Below are 11,821 nucleotides of genomic sequence, written 5' to 3'. Positions count from 1 at the left end.
GGGTGCACAATGGCGATATGAGCGAGCGCTCATCCCGCAGCGGTCTCCCGCCTGATGCGTCATCGGTACCGGCATCCGACGATGAGAGCGGCGCGCCACGCGCCGAATCGGATGCAGCGCTCGGCCGGCGCGCGCAGATCCTCGCCACCGAGCACTGGGGGCTGCTGGCCGCGCGCAGCACCGCTCAGAGCGAGGTCCTCACGAGGATCACGATCTTCCTCGCGCTGGTCTCGGCCGGGCTGGTGACGATCGGCCTCCTCGGCCAGGCATCCCGGTTCGGCGGGTGGTTCGGCGGAGCGTCACTCGGGATCCTCGGCTTCCTCTCGGTGATCGGGTTCATGACCCAGGTGCGGGTGATGAACGTGTCTGAGGAGGACATGATGTACGTCGTCGCGATGAACAGGATCCGCACGGCGTACGTCGATCTCGATCCGCAGGTCGCGGATGTGTTCCTCGCCTCGTTCTACGATGACATGGCCGGGATGAAGCGGACCTACTCGTTCCTTCGCCCGCGCGGCGCCTCCGTTCTTCTCGGAAGTTCGGCGCTGCTGCTGATCGTGGTCAACGCGTGCGTCGTCGGGCTGCTGGTGGGGTCTGCCACGATCGCCGCCGGTGGCGGATTCGACTGGGCGATGCGACTCGCCGTCACCGCGGGGGTGCTGTTCAGCGCGGGTTTCGTGGTGTTCGGAGGCTTCGGATACCGGTGGGCCTGGGCGCACTACGTGCCGCGCCGGCCGACGCCGCCGGCAGCCGGAGAAGCGCGCCCGCCGAAGACGGAGTCTGCGAGCGGAGCACGGGACTGACGCTCGAGTCCAGACGTAAGGGTCGCGCCTCAGGCGTCGCGCGGCGGCCGGCGCAATTGCTTGACGTCGGTGCGCCGCTGCTTCTCCTTCAGCCGCCGCTCCTTAGAGCCTCGGCTCGGCTTGGTGGCGCGTCGCGGCGGCGCCGGCGGTCGCAGCGCTTCGGCCACGAGGGCTGCCAGCCGCTCGCGCGCCGCCTCGCGATTGCGCAGCTGCGCGCGGTGCTCGGATGCCGCGATCGTCAGGACCCCGTTCGGCAGACGAGTGCTCAGCCTTTCGAGAAGCCTCGCGCGCTGCGCCGGCGAGAGCACTGCGGAGCCCGCCACATCCCAGACGAGCTCAACGCGGGAGTCCGCAGTGTTCACGCCCTGCCCACCCGGACCGGACGACCTCGAGAAGCGCCAGGACAGCTCGGTCTCGGGGATCGTGAGGCCCGACGAGACCCGCAGACCGGGGCGGTGCGGAACAGGCATGGATCCATCATCCCTGAGAGTGGACGCGACGGCGGGAGTCGAACTGAAGCAGGGCGTTAACGACCACCGACAAAGAGCTTCGAATCCCGCGTAATTCCGCGGCAGTTGAGGCTTCGTCGATGCTCCTCGATCACGTCGATCAGGGGTCGTTTCGCGAAAGTGTGGGCAAAGTGTGGGCAAGTTTGGACGCCGCCAGGTGAGAGTCTTTGTGATGTATCAGGACATCTCTGACGGTTGATGTATCAGGACATCGCTGACGTTAGAGAGTCTTGACGGGTCCGCGTCGGCGGCCGTTGCTGACGTATTTGGTGCCGGGTTTCGGCCAGGGGTGCTCGATGATCAGGGTGCCGCGGAGGTCGAAGATCATGACGGTCTTCCCGGAGTCCATGACGCAGACTCTTTGCTCGGCGAAGGTGCGGCCGATTCCGAATCGGATGCCGCGGAACTCGACCGCGCCGGTGTTGCCGACCAGCTTCACCCGGATCTCCTCCGATGGCCCAGGGAGTGGTGCGCGCGGAGCAACGGGTCGAGGTGGGTCGGTCCTGGATGTGGCGTCCCAGGCGGCTCTCGGGGTGACCCGGCCCGGAAGAGCTTGGTGTGGGCGCTGGGTGTTGTAGACGAGGTCGAAGCCATCGACTTGGAGCTGCAGCTGTTCGAGCGTGTCCGCGAGGGGCTGCTTGTCGAGGTAGCGGAACAGGGTCTGATGGAATCTCTCGTTCTTCCCCTGCGTAGTGGGTTTGTAGGGCTTCCCGGTGATCGGCTCGACGCCGAGAGAACGCAGATACGCGACCAGCTGCCCGAGCACGCCGCGGCGGGACGGGTTCAGCGCTGCCCCGTTGTCGGAGAGCAGCCGTTGCGGGACTCCGTAGGCAGCGATGCCCTTCTTCACGACCGTGATCGCCGCTTCGGACGTTTCACCCCACGCGACATGTGAGGCGATCGCGAGACGGGAGTGGTCGTCGATGAACTGGAAGATCACACACTTGCGACCGCCGGTGAGGACATACTCGGTGGCATCCAACTGCCAGCATGCGTTGGGTGCTGGATAGACGAACCGTCGATACGAGGACCGCGGCTTCTTCCGCGGCTCGACCCTCGCGACGCCCGCATCACGGAAGATCGCGCCAGCGAAGCCGTCGACGGCACCGGGGTCATCCCCAGCGAGCGCATCTTGTCGTGGACCCTGATCGGGCCATGGTCCAACCCGGACTGCTCCAACGCCGCCCGCACCGCGACCGCCTGCCTCGCGATGTCGTCCGGGAGCCGCGTCGGGCTCTTTTTCGGGCGCCGCGAACGCGGCTCTAACGCCGCCGCCGGCCCGTCGACCGCGGCGCGTCTCCGGATCGCGTAGAACGTCTCCCGCGAGATCCCCTGCTCCAGACAGAACGTCGTCACCGACCCGCGCGGCGCGTCCGGCGGCCACTGCGTGATCGCGAGACGGACATGAGGATCAACGGGGTCAACACGGCTCATCCCCCCAACATCGAGGGAGAAGTGTCAGGACCAAACAGTCCCGAAGCGTCAGAGATCTATTGATGCGCAACCGTCAGAGATGTCCTGAGAGATAACACAGGTGAGAGTCTTTGTGAGAGTCTTCGGGCATGAATGAGGCATGATCGACCGCGCCGCGCATCTCGATCGGCTCCGGCCGTCGGACTCGACGAAAGCCCCGCCGCCTGCGCGCCGAGGCGTGCTCGGCCCCCGACCTGCCGCAGCGCGGCTTGGGAAGCACCAGCTGCGGAACAATGCACCGGTGCTGGTGGTCGAAGAACCGCAGCCGAGGGAGGAGCCGGGATAATGGGCACATGACTCGTCGCGCCGATGCCTATCGCGGGCTGTCCCAGCCCAGCCGACTGCGCATCATGCACGAGTTGCTGGTGACCCCTGGTCAGTCGCTCGCCGATCTCGCCGCCGTGACGGGGCTGCACGAGAACACCCTTCGCGATCACCTCCATGTCCTCGAGTCCCAAGGCTTCATCGTGCGCCGCACGGAACACAGGGGCACCCGCGGGCGTCCCCGCGACATCTTCGACCCGTCCGGACCCGAGACGCCGAGTCCCGTCGCAGCTCGGCGCGTCGAGGACGCCAAGCACCACGGCGACCTGCTGCGCAAAGTAATGACGCACACCACTGCCACGGACGAGACCGTGGCCCACCAGCTCGATGCGCTGTACGAGCACCTCGACGACGTCGGGCTCGACCCTCAGATGGATGAGAAGACGCTGACGGTCGAGCTCGCGCCGTGCGCATTCCACGACCTCGTCGACGGTCAGTTGACGATGCTCTGCCATGTGCACGGCGAACTCATCCGTGGCGTGCTGCATCAGGCGGGGGGACCCCTCGAAGTCGACCGGCTCCTGCCGCTCGTGACCGCCCATCAGTGTCATCTGGCGCTGAAGATCGCCTCGTCGCACCCGCCCGCAGCCGAGTGACGACCCGAGATGGTGCGCCCGTCATCCGTCCAGGTGGATGTCGCGGTGACGCCGGAATATGCACGGTCATGCCCCGTGCGCGGAGGCACTCCGGCGCCTAGCCTGGGCTCGACGAGCGACGTGCCCGAGGAGGCGCCATGAGCGATGTCACCACCGAGGCCGGGCCTCGGATCGCCTCGGAGAGGGCGATCGGGCCCGCCGCACTTACGCCTGGATACTTCGCCGGCGTCATGGCCAGCGGCATCGTATCGATCGGCGCCCAGCTGATCGGGCAGCACGTGCTGGCCTCCGTGCTGTTCTGGCTGGCGCTCGTGTTCTACATCGTTCTGCTCGCGCTCAACGTCTGGCGGTACATCGCGTTCCGTCCCCGGATGACCGCCGACCTGCATGACCCGGCCCGGGCGTTCGGGTTCTTCACTTTCGTCGCGGCGACCAACGTGATCGGCGCCATGCTGGCGGGGATCGGTCTGGTCACGCCCGCAGCCGTGCTCCTGGGCGTCGCCACCACCGCCTGGCTGGCGCTCGGATACGTGGTTCCCTGGACGGCGGTGCTGGGCAATCCGCGGCGTCCGATCCTCGACAGCGCGAACGGCACCTGGTTCATCGGCGTGGTGGCCAGCCAGTCGGTCGCCGTTCTGGCGGCGGGGCTCGAGCCGCTGTTCCCGCAGTGGCGGCAGGGTTTGGCGATCCTCGCCATCGTGACCTGGTCGGTCGGCGTGGTCGTCTACGGTGCGTGCGCCGTGCTGGTACTCCTGAGACTCGTCCTGTTCCCGATTGAACCGGAGAGCCTCGAGCCTCCGTATTGGGTATCGATGGGAGCCGTGGCGATCACCGTGGTTGCGGGAGCCCGGATCGTCGAGATGGACGAGGCCCCGATGGTCGACGTCACCCGCGAGCTCATCGCGGGACTCTCGGTGATCTTCTGGGCCTTCGCCACATGGCTGATCCCCGTCCTCGTCGCCGCCGGCATCTGGCGCCACGGTGTGCGTCGAGTACCGCTGAAATACCTGCCGACGCTGTGGAGCTTCGTCTTCCCGATGGGGATGTACGCGACCGCGAGCATCTACCTCGGTCGTGCAGACGGGCTCCCCGTCGTGGAGGCGGTCGGCGCCACCTCGTTCTGGCTGGGCCTCGGCGTGTGGAGTCTCGTCGCGGCGGCGATGATCGCGGACATCGTGCGCCGGCTCACCCGAAGAGAGGCCCGATCATGACCCTGGCCGCCCCCGACCTCCCCACCTTTCGACCGGGGACGGGGACGGCGATCCTCTGGATCGTCACGGCTGCGGTGTCGTGGACGGTGTCGTTCCTGCTGTACCGCGAGTACGTCGGACAGCTCTCCGACGCGCCGCCGATGCTCTCGTGCAACATCAGCCCGTTCATCACTTGCGGCCCGAACCTGCTGGCGCCCGCGGGCAACCTGCTGGGCTTCACCAATGCGATCCTGGGCATGACCCTGTTCCTCGGACCGATCTTCGCTGCGGTCGGCGCTCTGGCGTCGCCAGGGGGCATGCGCGCCTGGTACTGGCGCGTCTTCGCTGTGTTCGTGCTGGGCGGCTATGTGCTCGTCCACGTCTTCGCCTATCGCAGCATCTTCGAGTTCGGTTCGCTCTGCCCCTGGTGCCTCATCGTCTGGCTGATGACGATTCCGCTCTTCTGGTCCGTCGCGGGATGGACGCTTCAGGCGGGCGTCTGGGGCGCCGGGGCGCGCCGGATCGGAGCACTCATCGTCTCGTGGCTCGTCCTCATCGTGGTGGTCGACTGCATCGTCATCGCGGTAGCCGCTCAGGTGCAGCTCGACCTTCTCGGCATTCTGTTCTGAGATCGGACAGACTCCAGACCCTCAGAGGCCGCACAGGCTTCAGCGGCGGTGCTCGGGCGCCTCTGGGACGAGGTGGATCGGAAGTGTGCGGAAGCCCGCTGCCGGCGCGTGCTCGCGCACAGGCGGTTGGTCGGGGACCAGTTCGGGTCGCCCCGCCGAGATGACCGCGCGCAGCAGGATGCGCAGTTGCCGCGTGGCGAGTCCTGTGCCCGGGCAGACGTGTGGTCCGACGCCGTAGACGAGATTGGCGGTGCCGTGACCGTCGGGGTCGAACGATTCGGGATCACCGAATATGTCGCTGTCGCGGTTGGCTGCTCGCCAGTCGAGCACGATCTCCTCCCCGGCGCGCACCGGGCAGCCGGCGACGACCGTGTCGCGCACCGCGACGCGACGGTTCGACACGAAGGGATCATCGAGCCGCAGCATCTCATCGACCGCCCGGTCCAGTGCGACGTCGTCGGACGCTGAGAGGTGACGGATGTGGTCGGGATGCGCGGCGACCCAGTGGAGGACCACCCCGGCGCACAGCGCAAGCGAAAGACAGGTCTCCCCCCGTCCAGTTGCGCAGGATCGAGACCACCTCCGCATCGGTGATCAGCCGGCCTCGCCAGCGCACGGTCATCAGCAGCCCGGTGAGGTCGCACGCGCGCCGCCGCCGGCGCTCGTCGATGAGGCCGCGCACGAGGGTGTCGAAGCGCGCCGCGGAGTGGGCGAGCCGCTCGGGCTGACCACTGCGGCCGGCCGCCCGATGCTCGGCCACCCATGCGATGAACTCCGGCTCCAGGTCATCCCGCCAGCCCAACCACGCCGAGGCCGCGCGGACGGCGTAGACCACGCCGAGGTCCTCGACCGCATCGAAGGTTCGCTCCCCGAGGTCGGCGATCAGGCCGGCTGCGATGCGCGACAACGCCGGCTCGAGGGCGTCGAGTGCGGGTGGGTGGAAGAAGGGCGCAAGCAGACGGCGCGCCTCGACGTGGCGTTGGCCATCGAGGCCGTTCGGGATCTGCAGGTGGCGTGAGACGGCATTCGAGAACGTGACCGGGCTGTTCGCGATCCTCACGACCTCGGCGTGACCCACCACCACGAGTCGCCCGCGGTCGTCGCGAAGACAAGCCTCTTCACTCGATCCGGAAGACACCGCGCGCCCCCTTCTCCGCGTCGCTCATGCGGTGCGTCACGAATGGATAGTCACCGGGTTCGGGAAAGACCAGCTCGACGAATCCGCCCTGTGCGGGCTCGAGTGCCAGCGCCTGCGAACCGCCCGGGTCTCCTGCGCGCAGCGCGTACGCCCCCTCGCGGTAGACCGTGTCGAATTGACCGCCCACGACATGGAACGACGTCGGGGTGTTCGGCCCGGCATCGAGCACCCACACGCGCACCCGGTCGCCCGCGCCCGCTTCGAGAGGGCGATGGACGTACTGGTCGGCGGAGCCGTTGAACGCGACGAGGTCAGGCGTCTGAGAGGCGATCTTCTGGGCATGGCCCGTGTCACCCTGCGCTCCCAGGTAGAGCTCCCCCTGCACCAGCAGGTACTCGCGATCGACCGGCGTGAGATCGGGCGGATCGATGATGACCGCCCCGAACATGCCGTTCGCGATATGCATCGACATCGGCATCGTCGAGCAGTGATACATCCAGATGCCCGCCTTCGCAGCGGTGAAGACGTAGGTGAGACTCTCCCCCGGTGCAATGGTGCGCATCGGACCGTCGGGGGCCAGAGCACCCGCGTGGAAGTCGATCGAGTGGCCGATAGTGCCGTCGTTGACCAGCGTGATCTCGAACCGGTCACCCACTCGGCCGCGCAGCACCGGACCCGGCGCCGTGCCGCCGAATGTCCACCGGGCCTGCGAGACGCCGGGCGCGATCTCGGCCACGACCTCTTCGACGCGCAGCGTCACGCGATGCACAGCCTCGGGTCGCGCGGGCGTGAGGGCGGCGGCCGCCGACTCGAAGTCGTCGGCAGGCTCCCGCTGCAGATCGACGTCGGCGGCAGCGTCACCGGCCACCTCATCCGACCCCATCTCCATGTCCGCGTGGTCGTCGGAGTCGGCGACGCCGGCCGGCGCGCCGAGTACGTGGAACATCAGCTCCATTCCCATCTGCCGGTGGCCTGCGATCGAGCACCACGCCTCGAGGTCTCGGCCGATGATCCCCGCGTTGATCGTCTCGGACTCGCCAGGGGCGAGCCGCTGCGTGCGCACGCCGTTCGCGAAGGTGAGGTCGTGTACGTCGGTGCCCGTATTCTCGAAGATCACGACGAGCCGATCGCCGTAGGGGACCTCGATGACCGGGCTGTCGAATCGCATGCCCTGCACCGTGACGGTGACCTCGGTCGTGTTTCCGGTCGCGACGACGCTCTCGTTGCGGGCAGCGATCGCGATTCCCGCGGCGGCTGGGTCGGCCACGACACCCGCGGTGACACTCAGGGCGAGCAGGCCCACGGCAGCCATGACGGCTCGGCCGCGGCGCGGCTGCGCCGGCGGCGGCGCGGCGAGAGGCATGCCGATGCTGACCCGTCCCGTCCGATCGGGGTCGGCACCCTCCGACCGCCGCACACGCCGGCCGACCACGACGGCGCGGATGGCGAGGACGAGGAATGCGACGACGACACCGACTGCCACGACGGACAGGAGCACACGCACGAGCGACGGCACCGGCAGGAGGTAGAGCAGCAGGGCACCGTTGAAGGCCGTGACGCGGAACGCCGCCGCCGTGTCGAGCGCTTCGGCGCCGGCTTTCGCCGCGGCGGGACTGCCGAGGGCAACGACGGGGAGAAGGTAGCTCAGCGCACCCGTGAGCACCTGCACGCCGAAGCCGACCACGAGCGGGCCGAGCATCACGAGGTAGCCGTTGCGCAGTGTCGCCCATTCCGACACGAGCACCGCCTGAACGCCGAGCACGATGGCGGAGGCGACCAGCCACACGAACCCCGCCGCGAGACTCCATCCCGCGAACGTGGCCGGTGGCATCTTCCGCGCCTCACGCCATCCCTCGGCGGCGAGCAGCCCCGCGCCGCCGAGCCAGACCGCCATACCCACCGCGAGCAGCACCCGCACGTCGAAGAGAGGACCCGATGCCGCGATGAGGATGCCGACGACCAGCACCGGCAGTCCGCGCCGGGCTGCGGCATCCGCCGTCGGGGGTATGCGCGCGTGGAGCACGGTCGGCCACAGCAGGACCAGCGTGCCCAGCACCGTGAGGCCGATCCAGCCGTACGCGTTCAACACCAGGTGCGCCGTGACGAGGCGGTCAGCGAGAGAGGGATACGCGGCGAGCGCGACCCCTGCGCCGATGCCGAGTACGAAGACGGCGCTCGCTGCGACGTAGTAGCGGGCGAGCGGCCCGAAGCGGGTCGGCAGAGCTTTACGGCTCTGCAGCACGATGATCACGCCGTGCGCGAGGATGGCGACGGCGACGACCGAGGCGCCTGCCACCACGAGCGGGGTCGCCGCGACGAGCACACCCGCGACGACCATCGCGGCACCGGCCGTGTGCAGCCCGAGCCGCACGCCGAGGCTCAGCCGACCTCCCGAGGCCGGGCGACGCAGGAGCGTGTCGGCGAAGTGCTGCGACCAGATGAGGATCGCGGCCGTCGCCGCGCCGAGGAGCGGGACGTGCACGAGCAGCCACAGAGGCTGATCGACGAATCTGTGCACTCCGACGGCGACGAGCGCGGCGACGATCCACGCCAGGACGATCCCATTCGTCGCGAGGTACCAGTCACGCCGTGACATTCTGCGCGATCCTCTCTTTCCGCTCACCGGACGCCCCCCTCCCTCCGAGCGCCGGCGCCTCCGTACCGGTTCGGGGCGTCACAAGCGCCGCAGGAACGAGAGGAGCACAGTGCGCGGCGTGACGGGATTCACGATTCCACGCTACGCGGCGCTCACGGCGGACCATGGGCCGAAGACCGTGGAAACTCCCGCCGGCACCGATCAGCACGGTGCGGTGATCGGTCGATCTGTAGAGCAGGCGCTGCGCCCGACGGATGCACTACCGGGGTGCGCGCGCGTCGCGCAGCATCCCGGCGACGACGAGCGCAGCGGCACCGACGAGCACGAGCAGCCAGAGCCCGAGGGCGTATGAGTTGGTCTCTTCGCTGTAGGTCGCGCCCATGACGAGTGGGGGGAAGAATCCGCCGAGCCCTCCGGCGGCCGCGACGACCCCGCTGACCGCACCCACCTTGTCGGGCGGCGTCGAGGGGCCGATCCACGCGAACACCGCCCCCATGCCCAGACCCATCGCGGCGGCCATGAGCAGGAAGGTGACTCCGGTGAGCACGCCCTCCGGCGGCTGCTGGCCGACGACGTACGCCGCGGCGACGATGCCCGCCAGGGAGATCAGCGAGATGACTTTCGGTCCGAAGCGGTCGGCGAGGACGCCACCGATCGGACGCGCGATGACGGCGGCGGCGGCGAACAGGGCCGTCCGCGTTCCCGCACCGACCGGATCCACCTGATCGGGATAGATCGTGGTCAGGTACTTCGGAAGGTACGTGGAGAAGGCGACGAACCCGCCGAAGACGATCGCGTAGAGGAAAGCCATCTCCCATGTCACGGCGAGTTTCAGCGCGCCCTTGACTTTGGGGATGAGTGGTTGGCTGCTCGATGACCAGGCCGGGGACTCCTTCATCGTGAACCATACGAGCGCTGCCATGGCCACCATCACCGCCGCCAAGAGCAGGTGGGTCGGCAGATAGCCGATGGCGCCGACCAGCCGCGGGGTGACGAACGCCGACACTGCGGTGCCGATCATGCCCATGCCGAAGATGCCTGTCGCCAGACCGCGCCGGGTGGCGGGGAACCAGGGGCTGGAGAAGGGAATGCCGACCGCGAAGATCGTTCCGGCCACGCCGAGGATGAAGCCGGCCGCCACGAGCAGCGGATAGCTTTTGATGGTGCCGGCGAGTGCCACGAGCAGCACGGCGGGCACGGCGGTCAGCAGGACGCCGGTGAACATCTTCCGGCCACCGAATCGATCTGTCAGCGCACCGACGACCACCCGGCCGAGTGCGCCCACGAGGATGGGTGTGGCCAGCATGATCGAGATCTGCCCCTGGTCCAGGCCCATCTCGGTCGCGTAGATGTTCTGCAAGGGCGCGATGACCATCCACGCCCAGAATCCGACGGTGGAGGCGAGCGTGGCCAGGATCACCTGGCCGAGTCCGGCACGCAGATCGGGCGTCACCGGACGAGCTGCGGTCGTGGTCACGGGTCGCTCCAATCGTTGGTGCAAAGGTACCCACCGTGGGCGCCCCCGCGACAGGGCGATGGGCGGGTTTATTCGGCGCGCACCACTACCGAATAAACACGGTGAACCCCGCCTACCACCGCGCCGAGCGGAGGAGCATACTGAAGGCGAATCGCGACGCTGGAGGAACGGCAGATGACCCCTGACATCCGAACGAAATCCGCAACGGACGGTCCGCTCGCCGACACCCTCCTCGGGATGGGCCGGTTCCTGCGTCGCGGTGAAGTCTCGCAAGACCTCCGGTCGCTGTTCCTGGAGGGCGGCCGCAAAGGCGATGTGTTCTATCGCGACCGCTGGTCTCACGACAAGGTCGTGCGCTCGACGCACGGCGTGAACTGCACGGGGTCCTGCTCCTGGAAGGTGTACGTCAAGGACGGCATCATCACGTGGGAGACCCAGCAGACCGACTATCCGTCCGTCGGCCCAGACTCACCCGAGTACGAACCGCGCGGGTGCCCCCGCGGCGCAGCGTTCAGCTGGTACACCTACTCGCCCACGCGGGTGCGGTATCCGTACATCCGCGACACGCTCGCCGAGCTCTACCGCGAGGCCAAGCGCGCGCACCCCGACCCCGTCGAGGCCTGGGCGTCGATCGTGGAGGATCCCGAGAAGTCGCGTGCCTATAAGAGCGTGCGCGGCAAGGGCGGCTTGGTGCGCACCACCTGGGACGAGGCGGTCGAGATCGCCGCCGCCGCGCACGTGCACACCGTCAAGAAGTACGGTCCCGACCGCGTTGCCGGCTTCTCGCCGATCCCGGCGATGTCGATGGTCTCACACGGTGCCGGCGCGCGCTTCCTCAATCTCCTCGGCGGCACAATCCTGTCCTTCTACGACTGGTACGCCGACCTTCCGGTGGCAAGCCCCCAGGTGTTCGGCGACCAGACCGACGTTCCCGAGTCGGCGGACTGGTGGAACGCGGGCTATCTCATCATGTGGGGCTCGAACGTGCCCGTGACCCGCACACCTGACGCGCACTTCATGGCGGAGGCCCGCTACCGCGGTCAGAAGGTCGTGACCGTCTCGCCTGACTACACCGACAATACGAAG

At 68.2% G+C, this 11,821-nt stretch carries 10 protein-coding genes and 1 pseudogene; 5 read left to right on the top strand and 6 right to left on the bottom strand.

The annotated features are described in order from the left end of the window. Positions 1 to 17 precede the first annotated feature (17 nt). Entirely contained in the window at positions 18 to 803 is a 786-nt protein-coding gene (locus IPV10_RS07470) for a hypothetical protein (RefSeq protein WP_207482313.1), read from the top strand. A 29-nt stretch (positions 804 to 832) separates the two neighbouring features. Here IPV10_RS07470 and arfB read toward each other — a convergent pair whose 3' ends face one another. Together arfB and IPV10_RS07460 are read right to left on the bottom strand one after the other, a co-directional pair. Continuing rightward, positions 833 to 1,273 carry an alternative ribosome rescue aminoacyl-tRNA hydrolase ArfB gene (arfB, locus tag IPV10_RS07465; RefSeq protein WP_207482311.1) on the bottom strand — a complete coding sequence of 147 codons (441 nt, stop codon included), beginning with the start codon at positions 1,271 to 1,273 and terminating at the stop codon, positions 833 to 835. 259 nt (positions 1,274 to 1,532) lie between these two features. Beyond that, positions 1,533 to 2,668, bottom strand: a pseudogene (locus IPV10_RS07460) (DDE-type integrase/transposase/recombinase). 410 nt (positions 2,669 to 3,078) lie between these two features. On the opposite strand from IPV10_RS07460, the gene IPV10_RS07455 reads away from it, so the two are divergent. From IPV10_RS07455 to IPV10_RS07445, 3 genes are all read left to right on the top strand, one after another. Then, on the top strand, positions 3,079 to 3,705 hold the full coding sequence (locus IPV10_RS07455; RefSeq protein ID WP_207482309.1) for a helix-turn-helix domain-containing protein: 627 nt from the start codon (positions 3,079 to 3,081) through the stop codon (positions 3,703 to 3,705). 137 nt (positions 3,706 to 3,842) lie between these two features. Beyond that, on the top strand, positions 3,843 to 4,916 hold the full coding sequence (locus tag IPV10_RS07450; protein WP_207482307.1) for a tellurite resistance/C4-dicarboxylate transporter family protein: 1,074 nt from the start codon (positions 3,843 to 3,845) through the stop codon (positions 4,914 to 4,916). Continuing rightward, positions 4,913 to 5,524, top strand: a complete 612-nt coding sequence (locus IPV10_RS07445) for a vitamin K epoxide reductase family protein (protein ID WP_207482305.1) — start codon at positions 4,913 to 4,915, stop codon at positions 5,522 to 5,524. The genes IPV10_RS07450 and IPV10_RS07445 overlap by 4 nt, the downstream gene beginning before the upstream one ends. Before the next feature lie 39 nt (positions 5,525 to 5,563). On the opposite strand, the gene IPV10_RS07440 is transcribed toward IPV10_RS07445, so the two are convergent. The 4 genes from IPV10_RS07440 to IPV10_RS07425 form a co-directional block, all read right to left on the bottom strand. Continuing rightward, positions 5,564 to 5,926: a cytochrome P450 gene (locus tag IPV10_RS07440; RefSeq protein WP_307861083.1), complete on the bottom strand. Its 363-nt coding sequence runs from the start codon at positions 5,924 to 5,926 to the stop codon at positions 5,564 to 5,566. Between the two features lie 25 nt (positions 5,927 to 5,951). After that, positions 5,952 to 6,662, bottom strand: coding sequence for a cytochrome P450 (locus IPV10_RS07435; protein WP_207482301.1), 711 nt, complete (start codon positions 6,660 to 6,662; stop codon positions 5,952 to 5,954). Continuing rightward, positions 6,643 to 9,258, bottom strand: coding sequence for a multicopper oxidase domain-containing protein (locus IPV10_RS07430; protein ID WP_207482299.1), 2,616 nt, complete (start codon positions 9,256 to 9,258; stop codon positions 6,643 to 6,645). The genes IPV10_RS07435 and IPV10_RS07430 overlap by 20 nt, the downstream gene beginning before the upstream one ends. 259 nt (positions 9,259 to 9,517) lie before the next feature. Then, positions 9,518 to 10,735 (bottom strand): MFS transporter, encoded by a 1,218-nt coding sequence (locus IPV10_RS07425; RefSeq protein ID WP_207482287.1) that lies wholly within the window; start codon positions 10,733 to 10,735, stop codon positions 9,518 to 9,520. 174 nt (positions 10,736 to 10,909) lie between these two features. On the opposite strand from IPV10_RS07425, the gene IPV10_RS07420 reads away from it, so the two are divergent. Next, positions 10,910 to 11,821, top strand: a 912-nt coding sequence (locus tag IPV10_RS07420; protein WP_207482285.1) for a molybdopterin-dependent oxidoreductase, incomplete at its 3' end; no start/stop codon positions are given.

It is taken from the genome of Microbacterium sp. SD291 (assembly GCF_017355365.1).
GTDB lineage: Bacteria > Actinomycetota > Actinomycetes > Actinomycetales > Microbacteriaceae > Microbacterium.
Note: the sequence above shows the minus strand (reverse complement) of the source record. Positions and strands in the feature narration are given on the sequence as shown.